Genomic DNA, 21,249 nt, shown 5'->3' on the forward strand with positions numbered 1-21,249 from the left:
GCGAACGCCCCAGCCGTTCAACCCAAATCACGGTGCCAGGATCGCTGCTTTCTTCCGCGAGCAGGATTTCTCGCTGGCGATGGCCAATGCGCCTTCGCGGGTGATCGCGTGAACATGCACTGCTTCCGTCGCGAATGCTCTCGACCTGAATTGCGTTTCAAGAGTCGCTTCGATCATGCCGCTGGCAACCAGGCGTTTTGCCGCAGCCACGTCCGCCGACAGCGTGAGCCACCGGGGCTGCGCCATGCGTTCGAGCCGCATCAGCAATTGAATGTCCATGGCGAGTCCTTCGGGAAAGGGGAACGGCGCAGGCGCCGGTCATGGGAGAGCGTGGCGTGGCAGGCAGATCGTGAAGATGCAACCGGTGCCCGGCACATCCCGAACGGTCAGGGTGCCGAAGTCCGCCTCCACGCTCTGTCGGGCGATGGAAAGCCCCAGGCCCAGGCCCGACCGGTCGTGGCTGTGTTGACTGAAGGGGGCGAACATCCTGGCGGCGACTCCCTGTGCCAACCCTCCGCAGTGATCTTCCACCTCGATGAGGACGTGCTGGTCGGACTCGCGGATCCTCAAGGCGACATCGGTGCATGGGTGCGTGAACTTGAACGCGTTCTGCAGGAGGTTCCCCAATGCGGCGAGCAGCAACTCGCGATTTCCCTGGATGGCCAGGATCGGGGCGACGGGCGTCACCTCGAAGGCGCAGCCTGCAGCGCCTGCGACGAGTTGGGCCGCGGCTTCGGCTTCCTTGATGAACGCGGCGACCGAGAACGTCTGCCGCTGTTCTGACGCGGCATTGCGGACCTCGGCGAGCGCCCGGCCGATCAGCTCGCCCATTGCAGACAGGCTGCGCTTCAGCACGGTCCCGGTCGCCCCGCCCACGGTCATGTTGCCAAGTTCGAGGGCGTGGATCGCAAGGGTTGCTGTTCCGAGGGCGTTTCGCAGCTCGTGCACCAGGAAACCGAAACGCTCTGCTGCGTCCAGGCTTTGCTGGCGGGCGATCTGCGTGTCGCGCTGGCAGCTGAATTCGGTTACCGCATCGGCAATGGCGTTGTCCAGGCAGCGGTTCAGCGTCCGAAATTCTCCGATGGAGAACGGCACGTCGCGTTCGAAGGCGAGGTCCGTGATCGCCTGGCAAAGGTCGCCATAGTCGTGAACGACCTGGTCGACCGTGTACCCCAGCTGCAGCAGTTCCTTTCCATGGGCTGTGGCGGTCACCCCGATTTCTGACAGAGTCGGCGAATCGCCGCCGGAAGGACCTGAGATCCTCATGCTGTCCGCAGGTTTATCGTCCTCCTCAGCCGCAAGGGTTCTGATCAGTTGCTCGAGGAACATCGGGATGCCGTTTGCCAGCTGCTGCTCGGTGGCGGCGCGCCGTGGTCTGCGTGCAACCTTCGATTTGCACCTTGAAACCAGCTCTTCCCGGTTGTTGGTGAGAAAGTTGCGCATGTTCCGAGACCTCGATGGCTTTCGCCGGGTTCATCGATGAATGTCGCCCGACTTGCTTCTCGGGCGTACCGGTCCATCTTTACCTGCGCGAGAAAATTTCATCTGTGCGGCATCGAACATAGTCCGATCTGACGACGCGCCCTAGGAGCACGGGCCATGTCCGGGACTAGCAATGGAAAGCTCCAGGATTCAAGGCCCCGAGGACTGGCTCGCGATCGATCGCCTTTGAGGAAGTTGGCAGCCTCTCTATAGAAGGCCCTTGTCCGTCGCACAACTCACAGCCTGCGCGCGCGTGTGGACCTGCAGCTTGCGGTAGATGCTTTTTATGTGGACGTTGACAGTTTGCGGGCTGATCCTGAGTTGTTTGGCGATAGCGGCGCTGACGTTCCCGAGCGCTACAAGCCGCAGCACATCCAGTTCTCGTTCGGTCAATATCGCGCGGCCAGTCGGTGACTGAATGGGAGTGCCATTGGCGCGCGAGCGGTTCAGGTGACCGAGCAACCTGCGGGCCAGGGTCGGAGTGACGGCGGCTCCGCCGTTGACCACGTGCAAGACAGCCTGTGCGTAGCTCTGCAGCCACGCGGCCTGGACCAGGTAGCCAGAGGCTCCGAGCTCAAACGCATGCAGGGCCTGAGCCTCGTCAAGGTGCGCTGAAATGGCGATGACTTCGGGCGCACTGCGATGCTTCCTGGCCTCTTCAATCAGTTCGAAACCGCTGCCGTCCACGAGACAAACGTCCACCATCAACACCTCGAACTCGTGTCGCATCAACAAGCGTCGCCCTTCGCGCAAGGTGTTCGCCTGGTTTTCGAGCTGGATGCGACGATCGTCAAGCAACTCCTGCGCGATCACATGTCGGATCGAGGGATTCGGAGCCACCAGCAGAACCCGTACCGGCTTGGCGTGTTGCCCGGCCAGAAAGTGCGGCCACTGAACCGCGGTCGCACTTTGCGGGGCTGGCTCCTCAAATTGCCCGCGACCGGAGTAGTTTCGCGTCAGGCCTTCCTCGCTCACCACCGAGTCATCGTTTTCTCTCTCCATTTGCAGCTCCCTTTGTGATCATCGGTATTGCTGGAGAGAGCTTGGGAAGCTTGCCGTATTGCCCGTGCAACAAACAACCGCTGCCGGTCTATCGCGTGCGGCCAAGCTCAGTACACCGAGCAGCGCAAGAGTCAGTGGTGAATGGTTCATGGAGAATCCTTGGAAGACCTCCTCAGATTAGGCGCATTCCAGGCATGAAACGGTTCGCCAGCGAACATAGGCGCATTGGCTAGGTGGCGACGTGCCCGATGCCGGTGGCAAACCAGCGAAAGATCTTGGCCGGATTCTTCCAATCGCTCGTGTACCGAATGAACAGAAAGCCGGACGCCGCATTGCCGATCGCGTCGACGGGAATGCCGGCGGCCTGCAACGCTGCCTCTTCTTCTTCAACACTCGTGTCGAGCGGCAGCTTCAGAGTGATGGTCGCGCTATGAATGACTTTCCTTGCCATTGATTTTCTTCCCTTGAGTGCGCTGGCACGTTAGGAAAGTCGAGAAAATCGGTCTGTGCGTTGCCGTACACAAGGCACGCTAATTTCCTCGAGAGCAGGTCCATGCGCGCCACGCAACCATCAACAATCGGATCGCATTGGCACCACAAAAGATAGGTCAAAGCAACGCTAGGTGATTGGCGGCTATAGGCGGATGATGATCTGCCGCATGCCATTCGGCATGCCACCCGAAGGAGACAGCAATGTCTCGCCAACACCATCGCCGGCGATCTTCCCGTGAAGGCTTCCATGCCTTCCCTCTGCTCCAGCTGAAAGGTCCGCAAGCGGTAGTTCGGCCACGGTGAGCGGGGCACGCAACCCGCTGCGTGCCTCGGCGTTCTCCGCTGGTGCGGACGGCTATCTTTTTGGAGGTCACATGACCTTGTTCACCTATCTCATGCTTGCACTGCTGATCGCGGCATGCAGCATTCCTCTGCTGGACGTCATCGCGAGCTGGTACTACCTGCGATTCACGCAGGGCGTGCCCGCATTCGGCCTGACCTTCCCATGGGCTCGTTGGGCCCCCGGCAATAGCTCGCCCGAGGCCATCCAGGCCAAGGACTCGCTCCTCGACGAAGGCGGCCGTGCCGGTTTCGAGCCTCACGCGCCAAGAGTCGACCTGGCCAGTGAACCCGCGGCGACGGCCACCCGGATGAAAGACCCGGCAATCGGCTTCGACGGCCACCAGTACACGTTCGAGGGCTATCGCTATGACCGGTTCTTTGACGCGATCGACCATGCCGAGCTGATCCGCTCGCGCAGGGCGATGGTGACGCAAGCCTGAAACGCGTGGGCCTGTGATGTTCTTGATCCTCATGCTCGAAGGCGCGGACGCAGGAGCGACAGCATGAGAATTGCACAGGTAGCCCCGCTGTTTGAGGCAGTGCCGCCCAAGCTGTACGGCGGCACTGAGCGGGTCGTAGCGCACCTCACCGACGCATTGGTTGACCAGGGACACGAAGTCACGCTGTTCGCCGCGGGTGAGACCCAGACCAAGGCCCGCCTGGTAGCGACGCGTGCCCAACCGCTGCGGCTGGATAGCGGGCGCCTCAACTCGGACCTGGCGAGCCACCTCGCGATGATCCATGAGGTGCGGCAGCGGGCCGATGCGTTCGACGTCATTCACTTTCACGTCGACCTGATCCACTTTCCCTTCTTCGAGGGCATGCCGGAACGTACGCTCACGACGCTGCATGGCCGGCTCGACATCGACGATCTGCGCGACGTCTATGCGCGCTGGCCCTTGTACCCGCTGGTATCCATTTCCCGCAGCCAGCGCGCCCCGCTGCCAGATGCCAACTGGTATGCCACGGTGCAGCACGGCATGCTGCCCGACCAATACCGGTTCAGCCCGCAGGCACAGGACGGCTACCTCGCCTTTCTCGGGCGGATCTCGCCGGAGAAGCGGCCCGATCGGGCGATCGAGATAGCGAAGGCCGCCGGCGTGCCCCTGAAGATCGCGGCCAAGGTGGACGCCGCTGACCGCATCTACTTCGACACCTGCATCCGACCGATGCTGGATCATCCGCTGATCGAGTTCGTGGGCGAGATCGGCGACGCTCAGAAGAGTGCCTTTCTTGGCGGCGCACGAGCCCTGCTGTTTCCGATCGACTGGCCCGAGCCCTTCGGGCTCGTCATGATCGAGGCGATGGCATGCGGCACGCCGGTCATCGCCTGGCGCTGCGGTTCCGTTCCGGAGGTCGTGCAGCACGGCATTTCGGGCCTCATCGTCGACGACATCGCCGGGGCCGTAAAGGCGGTACACAGCATCGGCGGCCTGTCTCGCGCGCGCGTGCGCCGGGCGTTCGACGAGCGCTTCACCGCGCAGGCAATGGCCAAGCGCTATGCCCGCCTCTACTGGCAATTGGCGCATGCCCGTCGTCTGCACGAGAGCGAGGTGGCATGACCCCACCTCCTCCCGAGGGTACTCAACCCCCTCGGTCCACCACGGCGGACACCTCGGTGCCGCGCACGCCCGACCACCTCTTCGTTCTCAAGGATGGCGACAGCTTTGTGGTGGCCGACACCTATGGTGACATCGCGGGCTCGGGCGATGGCTTCTTTCAGGACGATACGCGGCTGCTGTCGTGCTTCCACCTCCTGCTGGAGGGCGCACGACCGACCCTGCTGTCCAGCGACGTGAGCCGTGACAACGTCTTCTTCACTGCGCACCTCACCAATCGACCGCTGCCTCCCCTCGGCGGCGATTCATTGCCTCAAGGCGTGGTGCACATCGAGCGGCGGCGCCTCCTTTGGGACGGTCTGCTGCGCGAGCGCATCACCCTCAGCAACTACAGCACGATGGTCACGCGGCTGCAGCTCGGCCTGGTCTATGGTGCCGATTTCAGCGACACCTTCGAGGTACGCGGAGAGCGTCGCCCGCAGCGGGGGGAGTTCCTGGCGCCCCGGGTGCAAGGCGCGAGCATCGAACTGAGCTACCGGGGGTTGGACGGCGTCACGCGGTGCACTCGGCTGGCTTTCTCGATCCAGCCCACCGCCATCGACGAGCGACGCTGCCACTTCGATCTCATCCTGGGTGGCCGGGAGGATATCGCGCTGTACGTGGACATCGGCCCAGCCGCGTCGGCCCCGGCGCGGGCGCAGTTCAGGGCTGCGGGCGCGGCAGCCCGGCGCAGCATGCGCATCCGCCAGCGCGGCGGCGCGCGGATACGGACCTCGTCCCGGCAGTTCCAAGCCTGGCTGGACCGCTCAGGTGCCGACCTCGCGCTGCTGACCACGGCATTGCCGACGGGCCCCTACCCTTACGCAGGCATCCCTTGGTTTTCCACCCCCTTCGGTCGCGATGCCATCATCACCGCGCTGCAAACGCTGTGGCTCAAGCCATTGCTGGCGCGTGGCGTGTTGGCCTACCTCGCCAGCCATCAGGCGCAGGAAACCTCGGCATTCCACGATGCAGAGCCCGGCAAGATCATGCACGAGCTGCGCAAGGGGGAAATGACCGCCATGGGCGAGCTGCCCTTCGGGCGCTACTACGGCGGCGTGGACACGACGCCCCTGTTCGTCACGCTGGCCGCGGCGTATGCGCGGCGCACCGCCGACCGTTCTTTCATCGTGGGGCTATGGCCCGCGCTGGTGGCGGCGACGGGCTGGATCCAGCGCAACGCCAGCCGTCACGGCGGGTTCCTGTCCTACGCGCGTGCCCAGGCATCCGGCTTGGCCAACCAGGGCTGGAAGGACAGCCACGACGCGATCTTCCACGAAGACGGGCGCACACCTGAAGGCCCCATCGCTCTGGTCGAGGTGCAAGGCTATGCGGTCGCCGCGCTCAGGGGCATGGCGATGCTGGCGAAGTGGCTCGGCAACGACGCGGAAGCCGTACCTTACGCGGAAGCCGCCGAAGCCTGGGCCGAACGGGTGGAATCGCGCTTCTGGCAGGAGGACATGCAGTTCTACGCGCTCGCGCTGGATGGGGCTGGTGCACCCTGCCGTGTCTATACCTCCAATGCAGGCCACCTGCTGTACACCGGACTGCCCAGCGAGGCGCGCGGGCGCGCCGTGGCGCGGCGGCTGCTGGCGTCCGGGCTCGAGTCGGGCTGGGGATTGCGCACGCTGTCATCCAAGGCCATCCGCTACAACCCCATGTCGTACCACAACGGCTCAGTCTGGCCGCATGACGTGGCCTTGTGTGCTGCCGGCATGGCGCGCTATGGTGAGCGAGAGAGTACGGCGCGGCTGACGAGCGAAATGTTCGAATGCGCCAGCCAGGTCGGCATGCGCCTGCCCGAGTTGTTCTGTGGTTTCGAAAGGGCGCGCGGCGAAGCGCCCGTATCCTATCCGGTGGCTTGCCTGCCGCAGGCCTGGGCCGCCGGCTCGGTGTTCATGCTGCTGCAAGGTTGTCTGGGCATCGACATCGATGCCTTGCACGGTCGCATCGTGGTGGCTCAACCGGTGTTTCCCAGCGAGATCGATGAGTTCGTGCTGCGTGACTTGTGGCTGCCCCAGGGGACGGCGGACCTGCGCCTGCATCGCAGAGGCGGCACGGTGCAGGCGGTGGCCTCACGGCGATTGGGGGCGGATAGCCTGCAGATCGATCTTCGCCTGTGATGCGCGCCGGCTGCCACCGCGAACGTGCCTTCGCGAGCTCCAGGAGCTCAGCGGTTTTTGAGGTGTGACACGGCGAGCTCCAGGCCCAGATCAAAGGCGTCTTGCAGCCCATGGGCCCGATGGGTGGTCGGGCAATCCGTCAAGCGATCAGCACGCCCCTGGTTGTCGTGAATACGCACATGAAACAGCCACTCGTCCGTATCGATGCTGTAGCCAGCGACAACTTCTATGCGGATCCCTTGGTATGTGCCCTGAATGACATGGCGCGGTCCGGTTTCGACCTGTATGAGATTTTGTATTTGTTCCATCGCCGATCCATTCGCGAAAGCTTGACTTCATGCATGATGGACCTGCGAGGACACCAACGCAACGGCACTGGCACCATGGGTGCTGATGGAAAGAGCCGAACGGATTTCTGCACCTTGTCCAACCTGCAGCGCCCAACCGCAGCAGACCGGATGGCACCGCATCCCACATCAACGCGATCCAATTTCTCTGACGTCATCAAGGTTGGGAGCGCAGAATGATTCGCACGCAAGCACCGAAGATCGAAATCACCCACTTCTGGTCGAGGAAGATCCTTTCAGGGGATGAATCACCGCGCAAGCAGGCCGCACAGCCGGGACGACCGCGTCCTCGGCAACCTCGGAACGGAACCCCACTGTGAATCGAAAAATGGAAGCCGACGCGCATCAGGAAGCGTCGTTGAAAAGCACGCTCGATGCCGATACCTGGGTGCCCACGTGAAGCAGATGATCTGCTCGGAGTGCGGCAATCGCGTGTTCTTCGAAAACCTCCGCTGCGAAGTTTGCAGCTCGTTCCTTGGCTACGCTCCGGATGCGCAGCGCATGCTTGCTTTCGAGATTTCGGATGAGGATTCATGGCACCGCCTGGGCTCGGAAGGTCCCGCATACAGGCCTTGCGCCAATCGCAAGGCGAATGGATGCAACTGGATGGCGCTCTCTCTCACCGACCATGGCCTTTGTTTGTCGTGCCGAACAACCCAGACGATTCCTGCGCTGACCAAGTCGGAAAACCATGGCTACTGGGCGGCACTCGAACAGGCCAAGCGCCGGCTCTTCTACACGCTCATCGAACTCGGGCTGCCGACACCCAACAAGCACGAAGACCCCGTCAATGGCTTGTCGTTCGAGTTTCTCGAGCAGATGAACCCGCAGCAGCAGGTGCTCACCGGACATGACGAAGGCGTCATCACGCTCAACATTGCCGAGGCGGACGATGCCTGCCGCGAGCACATCCGCCTTTCGATGCACGAGCCCAGCCGCACGCTGCTGGGTCACTTTCGCCACGAGATTGGCCACTACTACTGGGATCGGCTGGTGCGCGACACGCCATGGGTCACGGAGTACCGATCGCTCTTCGGAGACGAGCGCGCGGACTATGACTCGGCATTGAACACCCACTATGCATGGCCGGCCCTCGATTGGCCTCAAAACTTCATCAGCGCATACGCGAGTTCGCATCCGTGGGAAGACTGGGCGGAGACCTGGGCCCATTACCTGCACCTGGTGGATGGCCTGGAAACAGCCGCCTCATGGGGCACACACCTTGAATTGCCCTCGCCGTCCGGCCCGGCCTTGAAGGTGCGTCCACTTGACCTGAATGCCGAATCGATCCGCGAGCTCATCGTCCTGCAATGGCTGCCGGTCTCACAATTCATCAACGCGATGGACCGAAGCCTCGGCGCGCACGACAGCTACCCATTCATCATTGTCCCGCCGGTGATCGAGAAGCTTGACTTCATCCATCGCGTGGTGCGCGCCGGAAGCGCGGGCCGTGTACCGACGAATTTCCTGCCGCCAGATTGAGTAGCTGCAGATATCACTTTGCTGATCTCCTGCGATATGCGTGAAGTCAAGGCCGATAGCAGGTGATCGATGAAGGCCCGGACGGCAAGCGGAAGCCGCGAAGCGCACGAAATGGCAGTCTTCAGGATGATCCGCGCGGGGGCCGACCCCATGACTTGGCTGGCGATGGTTTCCGAGTTGCAACGGGATTGGGCTAGGACCCAGTACCTCGCAACCTTGTCGCCCATGCTGGCCGAGCATTCGGGGGAACGGGGCGTCGCGCTGGACTGGGAGTTTCAGCTGCTCTCCGCGCCCTGCGAGGGCGCCGCCTGAGAATCGGCACAGCGTCGCACGACCATGGCAACCACCCCGCGCATGTGCTGACCGACGGCAGAACTGAGAACGGCGCCTGCTTGGGTCTCTCAAAGAGGAGCGCCCAAGGGACTAGCCAGTTCGCCCTGCATGCCGTGCACGCGGCCTCGCGTAGGAAGATGCTGTCTTCGTGGGAGACTTGCCTTCATTGAGTCGCCCAGGGAAGACCTCGACCACCCAATCGATGAAAACCCGCAGTCGATGGGTGACATGCCGGGTCTGCGGATAGACGACGTGGAAGGGATAGGGCGCCGGTCGCCAGGGCTTCAGGATCTCCACCAACGAGCCGTCGCGCATCGACGCGTCGGCTGCATAGGCGAATGTCTGCACGATCCCCAGGCCTGCCACACACGCGGCCAGATGTGCGTTGCTTTCGTTGACCCCCATGCGATGCTCCACCTTGATCTCGATCTTCTCGCCGTCGCGCTCAAATCGAAACGGCATGGCCCGGCCCGTCTGGCTGGACACGTAGCTCACCAGCCGGTGGCCGTTTTTCAGCTCGTCGGGGTAGGCCGGCGTGCCGAACTGCTTGAGATAGGTCCGCGTGGCGCAGGTCATGAGCGACGCGTTGCCCAGGTGCCGGGCTACGAGCGATGAACTGTCCAGCGGACCGCCGCGAATCACGCAGTCGACGTTGTCGCCGATCAGGTCCACCGGACGGTCGGACACGCCCAGGTCGATGCGGATGTCGGGGTAGCGCGCCACGAAATCCGGCAGCAGCGGAATGAGCACGTCGCGCGCGGTGGAGCCGCCGACATCGATGCGCAAATCGCCTCGAAGTTTGCCTCGCGCAAGGTTGAACGAGGCATCGATGTCCTCGAGGTCGCGCAGGATGCGCGTGCACTTGGCGTGGTAGTCCTGGCCTTCCGGCGTCACCGTCACGCGCCGGGTCGTGCGCTGCAGCAGCAACACCCCGAGATGGGCCTCCAGTTCACGCACCAGCTTGCTCACTGTGGCAATGGGCATGTCGAGCGAATCGGCCGCGCGGGTGAATCCGCCGGCTTCCACCACGCGGGCGAAGGCGCGCATCGCCAGCAGTTGGTCCATGGGCATTCCTTGCTGCAAAACAAGCCATCGATTATCCATACACATGGATAGTCATTCCATTGAGTTCGCTTTTTCATTCAATAAGCGAAGCCTACATTTCCTCCATGCCCCCAAACGAGGCGCCGCTGCAGAAGTGCAGCAGACCGTTGCAAGGCATCGATCCATCCTCATCCATTCACGAAACGGAGCACACCATGAACAAGCAACTCGAAGGCAAGATCGCCCTGGTCACCGGCGGCAGCAGCGGCATCGGCCTCGGTGCCGCGAAGGAACTCGCGGCGCAGGGCGCGCGCGTCTTCATCACCGGCCGTCGCCAGCACGAGCTGGATGCGGCGGTCGCACAGATCGGCTCTTCCGCCACGGCGCTGCGCGCCGACGCATCGGTGCTGTCGGACCTCGATGCCGTCTACGCTCAAATCGCGAAGACGGCCGGCCGGCTGGACATCCTGTTCGCCAACGCCGGCGGCGGCGACATGATGCCGCTGGGCGCCATCACCGAAGAGCACTTCGACCGCATCTTCGGCACCAACGTGCGCGGCGTGCTCTTCACGGTGCAGAAGGCGCTGCCCCTGCTGAGCAACGGCGCCTCGGTGATCCTCACCTCTTCCACCACCTCCATCCAGGGCACGGCCAGCTTCAGCGTCTACAGCGCGAGCAAGGCGGCGGTGCGCAACTTCGCGCGCTCCTGGGCCCTGGACCTCAAGGACCGCGGCATCCGCGTGAACGCCGTGAGCCCTGGCCCGATCCGCACGCCCGGCCTGGGCGACCTCGTGCCCGAGGAGGCGCGCCAGGGGCTCTTCGACCACCTGGCATCGCAGGTACCGCTGGGCCGGCTGGGCGAGCCCGGCGAGATCGGCAAGGCCGTGGCCTTCCTCGCGTCCGACGCCGCCAGCTTCGTCAACGGCATCGAGCTCTTCGTCGACGGCGGCATGGCCCAAGTCTGAGCTGCCCACGCACCCAAGGAAATTGCAAATGACCAAACTGACCACCGCAACCGATCTGCTCAACGCCTATCTGAACGGCGTCTCGAATCCCAAGGCAGCCGGTGCACTCTTTGCGGAAGATGGCATCCTGGAACTTCCAACCATCAATGCACGAGCCCAGGGGCCGGCCGCTATTGCCAATTTGCTGACAGGGTTACTGAAGAAAGTTCCAGACTTCGCTTTTCAAGAGCCTGCGTTCTGGATCCAGACGCCCGATCGAGTGTTTGCGGAGTACAGGGTCGAGGCACTGGTTCCGGATACCGGCAAGATCTACCGGCAAGTCTACGCGGGAGTTCTGATCGCAGAGGACGGTCGAATCAAGCTGTTGCGGGAGGCCCTTGATACCGCTGAGGCGGCTCGCGCGTTCAAAAAGGATTGAGTTTTCAAAAGCAAAGAGCGCCCCTGAGAGGGCATCTTCATTCTGAACTCGGAATTCCGTTCCGCTATTGAACGGGAGACGCAAGGCGTCGATGGTCGGCATTGACGGGAATTGGCGGGCGGCCGGGACGGTCCGCTGTTGGCCGTCAGGCGCCGGAGGAGTTTGGAAGGTATACCTTCGAGCCGATGGGAAGACTGGGCTTCGCTACTACAGGGGGCAAGGAAAACGGCGCATGAGCCATAGGCCGCCCTCAGTTAATCATCTCGAAGCCGGCGATGTTCGTCCGAACGCGCTCGCCATGCGGAGTCACGATGAGAAGGTGCTCCCCAGCCTTCACATGCCGGCCGAATACATGCGGGATGCCCGGCACGAGGACGCAGCCTCGTGCCACCAATTTCAAACACGTCTTCGATTTCGAACAAGAACTGCATCTTGATGGTCGCTAGTACAGAACTGGAGGGCGCAGGTGAATTTCCGCTTCTGGCCGTTAAGCGCGAACGCGGAATTCGATTTGAAAAATGACCTCACCCGTTGCCTTTAGAGGCGCCGGCTTCGAGAGCGAATCGTATATAGCCTGAAGGGTAGACTTTCCGCTCTTCCTTGGCTCGAAGTCGGTACCGCACAATCGCAGCGAAGCTGCGTCAGTATTCATCACGCCTTTGAGTTCGTGAGTGGCGCTTCGTGCCATTGGCTTGATCGGGGGCGAAGGCGCATCACTGGTGGCGTGCCTTCGCTATTCAGTATTTGTCGGAAATCCGCAAAGTCCTTCGCGGTTTACTTCGCTGGCTGGGTCTCCGGAGCTGGTGTGATGATCACAGTAGTGCTGTCGCTGCGCTTGCCAGTGTCTTTTTTTCCATCGACGCCTTGAGCACCCGCTACACCGGGGGAGGGCCTGCGGGTCCGGGCGCAGCCACGGGTGCCGCTGGAACGGCGACCACGGCTGCGGGTCTATCGCACGCGGCCAAGCTCAATGCGCCGAGCATCGCCAAAGTCAGGAGTGAACGGTTCATGGAGAATCCTTTGAAGGCGCCCTCAGGCCAGGCGCATTCCTGATATGAGACGGTGCGCCAGCGAACATAGGCGCATTGCGCTTCATCAGCCGTTGTGGATGATCACTGTCGTTTGTCGAGTCCGCTGGGTGACCGACGGATCATTCGCATTTACTTGCAGTAGATCCGGGGGGCATTCGCATTTATCGACGTCGTTTACAGCCGCTTCGACAAGACCGACTTCGCCTACATCGCGAAGTACGACGGTACCCATGCCCAGGCGGGTGAACGAGCGATCTACAGGTTCAGCACGCTGGAGCACACCGCGAACACGAAATCTTCCGTGCAGATGTTTCCCGGCTTCGGCGCGGCTCGTCGTCCGAGCTTGTGTCGGACTGTGCCAACCGATTGACGCCGGCATGCGCCCGTCGCTACATTCTTTCCGCAGAAGCTTGGGAGAGAACCATGTTGTCCGAACACTTGTACTTTTTGCTTGCTTGCATCGCCACTGCGGTGCTCGCTGGCAACCTGATCGCAACGGTGATTGTGTTGCGCAGCGATTTTTATTCATCACTGCAACGAGGGCTCCAGCTGGTTCTGGTGTGGCTGATTCCTGTGGTCGGGGCGGCATGCTGCATGAGCTTCGCGGCCATTCACAAGCGTGCGATTCCCAGGCCCGGAAAGAAATTCCCGCAGCCTGACACCTTCGGCCTGTCCGGCGGTGAAGCCAACGGTCTCTGAGCTCGATTGCATCCGTCGGCACCGCCCACTTCGCACGCCATCCTGCAGCATTGCTCGGGTTCTACACTTTCGGCCAACTCAGCCGTATCCAGTCGTGCCGATGCCTTGGGCGCGAGGCTGTCCAGTAGCGAGGGGGCGAATGCAGATGGCTGGCTTTTCGATCGAGCATGGACTCGTCCTTCTGATCGCAACAGCGATATTCGGAGTACCGATTTGGCGGATCGTCGCGCGAACCGCGCACGGCGGCAACTCACAACGGGGACCATGTCTTCGCCCAGCGGGATGTCGTGGCAAGGCCGAGGAGTCGTGCCCGACATCCTGATGAGTGCCGATCCGCACGAGAGGGGAGAGCTCGGGGAGATCACGACGGACAAGCAACTCATGGCAGCGATTGCCCGGCTGAAGCGCCCCTGAATGCAATCGATGGATTACCTGGCAGTGGTGGTGGCATCGAGACCCTTCATGTCGCTTGGCGGTTCCGGCTTTCTGCCGCGAACGCGCCTTCGAGGCTTTTGACAAGGCACTTCGAGCCGCCGGGTTCCTTGGTGCGTCGGAAGCTCGGCGTCGTTACGCCTCGTCATAAAGCGCATCGTCAGACGCGCCTCCATTCGCGACGACATGGATTACCACTCTGTCAACGGCATCGTTCTTGACCTTGGCGACGCGACGCGACGCCACCGGCAGGTGTATTTCGCGTCGGAAGAAAAGCGCGGGCGCCTGCGCCTGATCATTTCACCGGAAGGCAAGGACGGTTCGCTCGCGGTGCACCGACGGTGCTGAGCGGGCCACGCTCGCGCTCGGTGCCGATCGCTATGCCTATGTGCATGGGGCCCGCGCCAGCGTAGAGCTCAACGGCCAGTGCGTGCACGAATGCGACGGTGCGCGGGTGCGCGACGAGCGCCAGCTCGCACTGGCCCCCGGCGAAGGCGCCGAGGTCCCGAACGAGCTGCCCGCGCTCTGAGCACCGCGACGGCAAATGTCCAAACGACCTCATTAATCAACAAGACACGCGCCCTCGCTGCAACGAGGATGCGGCCCAAGCGTCGACCCCTGCTTTCTTCCCCTCTCTCTCCCATCTGCTTCTTCACGGAGTCATTTCATGTCCATCAAAGCCACCCCCACCGCCGGTTCCAAGCTGCTGACCCCCACCGATCACACGCTGGTGATGATCGACTTCCAGTCGCAGATGGCCTTCGCCACGCATTCGATCGACGCCGTGAACCTGCGCAACAACGCCGCGCTGGTGGCGCAGGCGGCGGCCGGCTTCGGCGTGTCGACCATCCTCACGACTGTGGCCGAGAAGAGTTTTTCGGGCCCGATGTTCAGCGAGATCACCGACGCCTTCCCGGGCCAGAAGATGCTGGACCGCACCTCGATGAACACCTGGGAAGACGCCGCCGTGATCGAGCGCGTGAACCAGATCGGCAAGCCGCGCATCGTGCTGTCGGGCCTGTGGACCAGCGTGTGCATCGTTGGCCCGGCGCTCTCGGCACTCGACCAGGGCTTCGAGGTGTACGTGATCGCCGACGCCTGCGGCGACGTGTCGACCGAGGCGCACAACCGCGCGATGGAGCGCATGGTGCAGGCCGGCGCGCAGCCGATGACCTCGCTGCAATACCTGCTGGAGCTGCAGCGCGACTGGGCCCGTGGCGAGACCTACGAGCTGACGACCGGCATCGCGAAGAAGGTGGGCGGCGCCTACGGCCTGGGCGTGACCTACGCCAAGACCATGTTCGGCGCCCACGAAGGCTGATCGAGGCACGAATAAACCTACTGCGCGCCCCGATCTCGCACCTGCGGTCCTCGCCGTACCTGGGTACGGCTGCGGTCCTCGGCGCGACCTCGGAGCGCTCGCTACGGTTTCTTCGCGCCTCGCGTCGCGCTTTCGATAACTTCGTCAAGGACAAGCTGACCATGAAGACCTACGTTGTTTCCCTCGCGCTCGGCCTGCTGGTCGGCGTGATCTACGCACTCTTCCAGGTGCGCTCGCCGGCGCCGCCGGTCATCGCCCTGGTGGGGCTTCTCGGGATCCTGCTCGGCGAGCAGATCCCGCCGCTCATCAAGAGCGTGATCAAGCCCGATGCGGTGGCCACCTCGTGGCTGCACCACCAGGTCAAGCCGCACGTGTTCGGCGAACTGCCGAAGTGCGCGCAGCCGACGGCGGTGAACACCGCCGAAGCCCGGTCTTCCGGCAGGCGCGACGCATGAAGCCGTCCGCAGACCCCAGCCGCCGGCGCCTCCTTGGCTCTCTCGGAGCGCTCGGCGCCACCCTCGCAGCTCCCGGCCTTGCGGTCGCTTCCTTCTCCGACACCATGTCCACCCACACCGAAACCCCAGACCTGATCCTGCACAACGGCCGCTTCACCACGCTGGACCGCGCCAACCCGGTGGCCGATGCAGTGGCCATCAAGGATGGCCGCTTCACCCGCGTGGGCCGCGCCGAAGACGTGCTGCCGCTGGCCGGCGGCGCCACCCGCGTGATCGACCTGCAGGGCAAGCGCGTGCTGCCGGGGCTGATAGACAACCACCTGCACATCATCCGCGGCGGCCTGAACTACAACATGGAGCTGCGCTGGGACGGCGTGCGCAGCCTGGCCGATGCCATGGGCATGCTCAGGCGCCAGGTGGCGGTCACGCCCGCGCCGCAGTGGGTGCGCGTGGTGGGCGGCTTCACCGAGCACCAGTTCGCCGAGAAGCGCCTGCCGACCATCGAGGAACTGAACGCGGTGGCGCCGGACACGCCGGTCTTCATCCTGCACCTGTACGACCGTGCGCTGCTCAACGGCGCCGCGCTGCGCGCCGTGGGCTACACCAAGGACACGCCCGCGCCGCCCGGCGGCGAGATCGTGCGCGACAGCGCCGGCAACCCCACCGGCCTGCTGCTGGCCAAGCCGAACGCGGCCATCCTCTACGCCACGCTGGCCAAGGGCCCGAAGCTGCCCTTCGACTACCAGCTCAATTCCACGCGCCACTTCATGCGCGAGCTCAACCGCCTGGGCGTGACCGGCGCCATCGACGCGGGCGGCGGCAACCAGAACTACCCCGACGACTACGAAGTCATCCGCAAGCTCGCCGACGACGGCCAGCTCACCATCCGCCTGGCCTACAACCTGTTCACGCAGAAGCCCAAGCAGGAGAAGGAAGACTTCCTGAACTGGACCGCCAACTCCAGGTACAAGCAGGGCGACGACTACTTCCGCCACAACGGCGCGGGCGAGATGCTGGTGTTCTCGGCCGCCGACTTCGAGGACTTCCGCCAGCCGCGCCCCGAGATGGCGCCCGAGATGGAAGGCGAGCTCGAAGGCGTGGTGCGCATCCTGGCGCAGAACCGCTGGCCGTGGCGCATGCACGCCACTTACGACGAGACCATCAGCCGCTCGCTCGACGTGTTCGAGAAGGTCGACAAGGACACGCCGCTGGCCGGCCTGAACTGGTTCTTCGACCATGCCGAGACCATCTCGGAGAAGTCGATGGACCGCATTGCCGCGCTGGGCGGCGGCGTGGCGGTGCAGCACCGCATGGCCTACCAGGGCGAGTATTTCGTGGAGCGCTACGGCGCCGCCGCGGCCGAGGCCACGCCGCCGGTCAAGCGCATGCTGGAGCGCGGCCTGAAGGTTTCGGCCGGCACCGATGCGACCCGCGTGGCCTCGTACAACCCGTGGGTGTCGCTGTCGTGGCTGGTCACTGGCAAGACGGTGGGCGGCCTGCAGATCACGCCGCAGCGCAACCTGCTCGACCGCGAGCAGGCGCTGCGCATGTGGACCGAGAACGTCACCTGGTTCTCGAACGAGGAGGGCAAGAAGGGCCGCATCCAGGCCGGCCAGCTCGCCGACCTGGTGGTGCCCGACCGCGACTTCTTCGCCTGCCCCGAATCGGACATTGCAGACACGACCGCGCTGCTGACCATGGTGGGCGGCAAGGTGGTCTGGGGCGCCGGCGCCTTCGCCGCGCACGACGAGGGCTCGGTGCCCCCGGCCATGCCCGACTGGTCGCCCGCGCGCACCTTCGGCGGCTACGCCGGCTGGGCCGACAAGAAGGAGGGGGCGCCGCTGCAGAAGGTCATGCGCAATGCAGCCATGTCCTGCGCCTGCGCCAACAACTGCAACGTGCACGGCCACAGCCACGCCACGGCCTGGAGCAGCAAGCTGCCCGTTGGCGACCTGAAGAGCTTCTGGGGCGCTCTCGGCTGCGCCTGCTGGGCGGTGTGAGGAGGATGACGATGCGCTGGACAACCGCACCCCTGCTGCGCTGGATCGCCTTGCTGCTGCTGTGCGCCGCCTACCTGCAGGGCGGCCTGAACAAGGCGATGGACTTCGACGCGGCCCTGGCCGAGATGAACCACTTCGGCCTTTCGCCCGCCGGCCCGCTGGCCGTGGCTGTCATCGTGCTGGAGCTGGGCGCCTCGGCGCTCATCCTCACCGGCCGCCTGCGCTGGCTCGGCGCGCTGGCGCTCGGCGGCTTCACGCTGATGGCGACTTTCGTGGCGCTGCGCTTCTGGCAGATGCCAGTGGGGCAGGAGCGCTTCATGGCGGCAAACTCCTTCTTCGAGCATCTGGGCCTGGTCGGCGGCTTCCTGCTCGTCGCCTGGCACGACCTGAAGGAGCGTGCACATGTCTGAAACCTCGCAAGGCACGACCGTGCCGGCGGCGCAGCCCGGCGCCTTCGCGCCGCTGCGCTTCCACATCGGGCTGGGCAAGCCCGAGGTGCATCACTTTCTTTCCCTCTGACAACAGACGGCATTTTGTCAATCCCCGCACTTTCCAAGGAAGATACATGGCCACATCCAAGTCCACCAAGCCTGCAAAGACCGCAAACACCACCAAAGCCGTCAAGGCCCTGGCCGACAGCACCAAGGCGCGCCGCGTGGCGTCGCTGCACACGCCGAGCGACCTGGGCGCCGATGCCACGCGCGACATTTCCTCCGCGCTGAACGTGCTGCTGGCCGACGTGTTCGCGCTTTACTTCAAGACGAAGAACTTCCACTGGCACATGTCGGGACCGTCGTTCCGCGACTACCACCTGCTGCTGGACGAGCAGGCCGACCAGATCTTCGCCACGGTCGATCCCATTGCCGAGCGCGTGCGCAAGGTGGGCGGCACCACGCTGCGCTCCACCGGCCATGCCGCGCGCCTGCAGCGCCTCTCGGACAACGACGCCGACTTCGTGACCCCGATCGGCATGCTGGCCGAGTTGCGCGAGGACAACCAGCGCCTGGCCGGCTTCATGCGCGCCACGCACGCGGTGTGCGACGAGTACGGCGACGTGGCCACGGCCAGCGTGCTGGAGAACTGGATCGACGAGGCCGAGCGCCGTACGTGGTTCCTGTTCGAGTCGGCGCGCCAAGGCTGAGTGCCCTCCGTTTTTTCCCGGCTGTGACCACTCTTGCTTCGCTTGACGGCATTGAGCGTTCCTGCAAGGAACGGGGTTCGGGCGTGAACGCCGGTCCGCCGGCGTTCATCATCGGCCGATGCTTTCCGTGACGCGCGAGGGCGCCTACGGCGACCTGCTGGGCCGGTACTTCGAGTTACCATCCGCGTCCTCGCTCGTCATGCTGCCGGCGCTCAACGCGCCGGCAACTGGCGAGGAGTCCTTCATGGCGCCCTTCGTCGTCACGCGCATCACCTGCCTGCCCGACCAGTTGGGCTTGAAGCGGGAGATCCCGCCCGAGGACGCCTTCCTTGTCACGCTGCACCTTGTCGGCATGCGCCACCACGAAACCTGGGTGCGCGGGCGGCCATCGGTGGTGCGTGGCTATGCGCCGGGTGCGCTGTGCATCGTCGATCTGCGCGACGAGGTCGCGAACTACCTGGGCAACCCGCTGGACGCGTTGCAGTTCTACGTGCCGCACGCACTGGTGCGCGCGGTGGCGCGAGCGGCGGGCATGGTGCGCGTGAGCGGCCTGGCGTGCGCCCCCGGCCTGGTCGACCCGGTGATGTGCAGCCTGGGTGCGGCCGTGCTGGCCCTGTTCGAGCGGCCGCAACGCGCCGGCTCGCTCGTGCAGCAACACCTGGCACTGGCCATCTGCGCCCACCTGGTGCGCCGGTTCGGGAACAATGACGAAGTCACCGCCGCAGCGTCCCGCCCGGCATTGCGCCTGCGGCACCTGCATTGAATCGAACCGCCCCTGTCGAGAACTTTCCATGACCACTGCTCCTTCGTCATCTCCTTCTCTTCTTGCCTCTGTCCAGGTTCAGGACAACCCGGCGAAGCACCGCTTCGAATACGTGTCGCAAGGCCACCACGCGGTGGCCGTCTATTCGCTAGAAGGCAATGTCATCACGTTCATTCACACGCTGGTGCCTGAAGCCCTGCAGGGACAGGGCATCGCGAAGCAGCTGGTGCTCGCCGGCCTGGCCTCGGCACGCGAGCGCGGACTGCGCGTGGTGCCGCAGTGCCCGGTGTTCAATGGCTACATGCGCGCGCACCCCGAAACGCACGACCTGTTGAGCGAAGAGGGCCGTAAGCTGATCGGCCTCTGAAACCTTCGAACAGCGCACAGCACATGACCACCGACGACCGACAACCCGCCTTGCGCACGGCCACGCTGGACGAGATTGCCGGGCGCGCGTCGCCCGGGGCCGAAACCGTCACTGCCGTGATCCAGCAGACCGTTCGACGCGAGCGGGTGGCCGACTATGAGCGATGGCTCAAGAAGGTGGTGCCGATCGCGTCGCGTTTTCCGGGGCACCGCGGCGTCAATGTGATCCATCCGGCGGCAGGGAGCCTGCAGTACACCATCACCATCCGCTTCGACTCGCTCGCGCATGCGCAGGACTGGTTCGACTCGGACGCGCGCCGCCAGTTGATCGAAGAGGCGCAGCCGCTCCTCGAAGTGGCAGAAAAGGTCGAGACACGCAGCGGCCTGGAGTTCTGGTTCCACCCGCCCGCGGGGCAGCCGCCGGCCAAACGCTACAAGCAGTTCCTGCTGACACTGTCGGTGATCTACCCGTTGACCATGTTGGTGCCCGCAGTGCTGCACTGGTTGCTCGCGCCGGTGCCCGTGCTGTCCTTGTATGCCGTGGAGCACCTGCTGGCATCGGCCGCCGTCGTGGGGCTGATGGTGTACCTGATCATGCCGAGGTATGCGCGCCTGATGGCGCGCTGGCTCTACAAGTGACGCGGTAGCGGAGCCTGGGACTGCGGCCCTGCGGCATCGCCTTCGTGCGTGCCTCCCTGCAGCACCACCGCCAGCGCGGCCAGCACGGGCGGCACGGCGAAGCACCACATGTCCCAGCGTGCGTAGATGAGCGCCGCAGCCGCGCAGCCGGCGGCGAACCACGCCACTGCGGCCGACATGCGCCGCACGCGGGCATGCGCGGCGGCCCTCTCTTCAGGTGCCTGGCCGCCGCGCATCAGGTCGGCCAGGTCAACCATGACCTGCGTGGTCGTGCCGGTCATCAGCGTGGTGGGGGGCGCACTGCCCAGGTGGATGCGGTGCACGGCGTTCTGGATGGCCATGGCCGATACCAACACCAGGCCCGCGAGCATCGCCATCGCGCTGTCACCGTCGGCGAAGGGGCCGAAACGGATGGCCAGCACGCCGCCCGCCAGCAGCAGCACGGCCTTGAGCACCAGCATCGTGCGCATCACCGGCAGGCCCAGGCCGGGAAGGCTGTAGCTCAGCAGGCGGGCAAGCATCACCACCGCGCAGAACACGGGCAGCGCCAGCAGCTTGGTGAGCGCGCCCGAGGTGCCGTGCACCAGTGCCGCGCCGATGGTCACGAAATTGCCCGTCACGTGCGCGGTGAACAGGCCGTGCAGCGCCAGGAAGCCTGCGGTGTCGACGAAGCCGCCGTTGAGGCTCATGAGCTGGGGCAGGGTGGGTTTCATGGCAGTTGCCTAGCGTGGATGAGGCGCCATGGTGCACCCGGCGCGTGGCGCCGTCTTGTCG

At 64.3% G+C, this 21,249-nt stretch carries 24 protein-coding genes; 18 read left to right on the forward strand and 6 right to left on the reverse strand.

Annotated elements, in window-relative coordinates; all coding sequences use genetic code 11:
- Positions 1 to 27: 27 nt before the first annotated feature.
- The 4 genes from AC1VNX_RS04340 to AC1VNX_RS04355 form a co-directional block, all read right to left on the reverse strand.
- Positions 28 to 279: a hypothetical protein gene (locus tag AC1VNX_RS04340; RefSeq protein WP_483155613.1), complete on the reverse strand. Its 252-nt coding sequence runs from the start codon at positions 277 to 279 to the stop codon at positions 28 to 30.
- Between the two features lie 39 nt (positions 280 to 318).
- The gene (locus tag AC1VNX_RS04345; RefSeq protein ID WP_483155614.1) at positions 319 to 1,443 is read right to left on the reverse strand and encodes a sensor histidine kinase; all 1,125 of its coding nucleotides are present in this window, start codon (positions 1,441 to 1,443) and stop codon (positions 319 to 321) included.
- A gap of 246 nt (positions 1,444 to 1,689) precedes the next feature.
- Positions 1,690 to 2,484, reverse strand: coding sequence for a LuxR C-terminal-related transcriptional regulator (locus AC1VNX_RS04350; protein ID WP_483155615.1), 795 nt, complete (start codon positions 2,482 to 2,484; stop codon positions 1,690 to 1,692).
- A 229-nt stretch (positions 2,485 to 2,713) separates the two neighbouring features.
- Complete coding sequence (locus tag AC1VNX_RS04355) at positions 2,714 to 2,935, reverse strand: hypothetical protein (protein ID WP_483155616.1); 222 nt, start codon at positions 2,933 to 2,935, stop codon at positions 2,714 to 2,716.
- Between the two features lie 415 nt (positions 2,936 to 3,350).
- Here AC1VNX_RS04355 and AC1VNX_RS04360 point away from each other — a divergent pair, with 415 nt between their 5' ends.
- The 5 genes from AC1VNX_RS04360 to AC1VNX_RS04380 all read left to right on the forward strand — a co-directional run bounded on the left by AC1VNX_RS04360 (position 3,351) and on the right by AC1VNX_RS04380 (position 8,868).
- Entirely contained in the window at positions 3,351 to 3,758 is a 408-nt protein-coding gene (locus AC1VNX_RS04360) for a hypothetical protein (RefSeq protein WP_483155617.1), read from the forward strand.
- 63 nt (positions 3,759 to 3,821) lie between these two features.
- Complete coding sequence (locus tag AC1VNX_RS04365; protein ID WP_483155618.1) at positions 3,822 to 4,880, forward strand: glycosyltransferase family 4 protein; 1,059 nt, start codon at positions 3,822 to 3,824, stop codon at positions 4,878 to 4,880.
- Entirely contained in the window at positions 4,877 to 7,039 is a 2,163-nt protein-coding gene (locus AC1VNX_RS04370) for an amylo-alpha-1,6-glucosidase (RefSeq protein WP_483155619.1), read from the forward strand. The genes AC1VNX_RS04365 and AC1VNX_RS04370 overlap by 4 nt, the downstream gene beginning before the upstream one ends.
- Before the next feature lie 179 nt (positions 7,040 to 7,218).
- Positions 7,219 to 7,566 (forward strand): hypothetical protein, encoded by a 348-nt coding sequence (locus AC1VNX_RS04375; protein WP_395321698.1) that lies wholly within the window; start codon positions 7,219 to 7,221, stop codon positions 7,564 to 7,566.
- A gap of 225 nt (positions 7,567 to 7,791) precedes the next feature.
- Positions 7,792 to 8,868 carry a zinc-binding metallopeptidase family protein gene (locus tag AC1VNX_RS04380; RefSeq protein ID WP_483161874.1) on the forward strand — a complete coding sequence of 359 codons (1,077 nt, stop codon included), beginning with the start codon at positions 7,792 to 7,794 and terminating at the stop codon, positions 8,866 to 8,868.
- Between the two features lie 423 nt (positions 8,869 to 9,291).
- Here the strand turns inward: AC1VNX_RS04380 and AC1VNX_RS04385 are convergent, their stop codons facing one another.
- Complete coding sequence (locus AC1VNX_RS04385; RefSeq protein ID WP_483155620.1) at positions 9,292 to 10,266, reverse strand: LysR family transcriptional regulator; 975 nt, start codon at positions 10,264 to 10,266, stop codon at positions 9,292 to 9,294.
- A 194-nt stretch (positions 10,267 to 10,460) separates the two neighbouring features.
- Between AC1VNX_RS04385 and AC1VNX_RS04390 the strand changes: the two genes are divergently transcribed.
- The 13 genes from AC1VNX_RS04390 to AC1VNX_RS04450 all read left to right on the forward strand — a co-directional run bounded on the left by AC1VNX_RS04390 (position 10,461) and on the right by AC1VNX_RS04450 (position 20,475).
- Complete coding sequence (locus AC1VNX_RS04390; RefSeq protein ID WP_483155621.1) at positions 10,461 to 11,210, forward strand: glucose 1-dehydrogenase; 750 nt, start codon at positions 10,461 to 10,463, stop codon at positions 11,208 to 11,210.
- Positions 11,211 to 11,238: 28 nt separating this feature from the next.
- Entirely contained in the window at positions 11,239 to 11,628 is a 390-nt protein-coding gene (locus tag AC1VNX_RS04395; RefSeq protein WP_483155622.1) for a nuclear transport factor 2 family protein, read from the forward strand.
- 1,454 nt (positions 11,629 to 13,082) lie between these two features.
- On the forward strand, positions 13,083 to 13,358 hold the full coding sequence (locus AC1VNX_RS04400) for a hypothetical protein (RefSeq protein ID WP_483155623.1): 276 nt from the start codon (positions 13,083 to 13,085) through the stop codon (positions 13,356 to 13,358).
- Positions 13,359 to 13,976: 618 nt separating this feature from the next.
- Positions 13,977 to 14,138: a hypothetical protein gene (locus tag AC1VNX_RS04405; RefSeq protein ID WP_483155624.1), complete on the forward strand. Its 162-nt coding sequence runs from the start codon at positions 13,977 to 13,979 to the stop codon at positions 14,136 to 14,138.
- A 40-nt stretch (positions 14,139 to 14,178) separates the two neighbouring features.
- The gene (locus AC1VNX_RS04410; RefSeq protein ID WP_483155625.1) at positions 14,179 to 14,319 is read left to right on the forward strand and encodes a cupin domain-containing protein; all 141 of its coding nucleotides are present in this window, start codon (positions 14,179 to 14,181) and stop codon (positions 14,317 to 14,319) included.
- A 138-nt stretch (positions 14,320 to 14,457) separates the two neighbouring features.
- Positions 14,458 to 15,111 carry a hydrolase gene (locus tag AC1VNX_RS04415; protein WP_483155626.1) on the forward strand — a complete coding sequence of 218 codons (654 nt, stop codon included), beginning with the start codon at positions 14,458 to 14,460 and terminating at the stop codon, positions 15,109 to 15,111.
- A gap of 161 nt (positions 15,112 to 15,272) precedes the next feature.
- On the forward strand, positions 15,273 to 15,566 hold the full coding sequence (locus AC1VNX_RS04420; RefSeq protein WP_483155627.1) for a DUF1427 family protein: 294 nt from the start codon (positions 15,273 to 15,275) through the stop codon (positions 15,564 to 15,566).
- A gap of 104 nt (positions 15,567 to 15,670) precedes the next feature.
- Positions 15,671 to 17,566: an amidohydrolase gene (locus tag AC1VNX_RS04425; protein WP_483155628.1), complete on the forward strand. Its 1,896-nt coding sequence runs from the start codon at positions 15,671 to 15,673 to the stop codon at positions 17,564 to 17,566.
- Positions 17,567 to 17,577: 11 nt separating this feature from the next.
- On the forward strand, positions 17,578 to 17,976 hold the full coding sequence (locus AC1VNX_RS04430) for a DoxX family protein (RefSeq protein ID WP_483155629.1): 399 nt from the start codon (positions 17,578 to 17,580) through the stop codon (positions 17,974 to 17,976).
- A 155-nt stretch (positions 17,977 to 18,131) separates the two neighbouring features.
- Complete coding sequence (locus AC1VNX_RS04435) at positions 18,132 to 18,707, forward strand: Dps family protein (protein WP_483155630.1); 576 nt, start codon at positions 18,132 to 18,134, stop codon at positions 18,705 to 18,707.
- 118 nt (positions 18,708 to 18,825) lie between these two features.
- A complete protein-coding gene (locus AC1VNX_RS04440) occupies positions 18,826 to 19,470 on the forward strand; it encodes an AraC family transcriptional regulator (protein WP_483155631.1) in 645 nt (214 codons plus the stop codon).
- A gap of 28 nt (positions 19,471 to 19,498) precedes the next feature.
- A complete protein-coding gene (locus AC1VNX_RS04445; RefSeq protein WP_483155632.1) occupies positions 19,499 to 19,837 on the forward strand; it encodes a GNAT family N-acetyltransferase in 339 nt (112 codons plus the stop codon).
- A gap of 23 nt (positions 19,838 to 19,860) precedes the next feature.
- Positions 19,861 to 20,475 carry an antibiotic biosynthesis monooxygenase gene (locus AC1VNX_RS04450; protein WP_483155633.1) on the forward strand — a complete coding sequence of 205 codons (615 nt, stop codon included), beginning with the start codon at positions 19,861 to 19,863 and terminating at the stop codon, positions 20,473 to 20,475.
- Here the strand turns inward: AC1VNX_RS04450 and AC1VNX_RS04455 are convergent.
- Entirely contained in the window at positions 20,466 to 21,188 is a 723-nt protein-coding gene (locus AC1VNX_RS04455) for a DUF1275 family protein (RefSeq protein ID WP_483155634.1), read from the reverse strand. The genes AC1VNX_RS04450 and AC1VNX_RS04455 overlap by 10 nt on opposite strands.
- Between the last annotated feature and the right edge of the window lie 61 nt (positions 21,189 to 21,249).

It is taken from the genome of Variovorax sp. TLI9-5A (assembly GCF_056867935.1).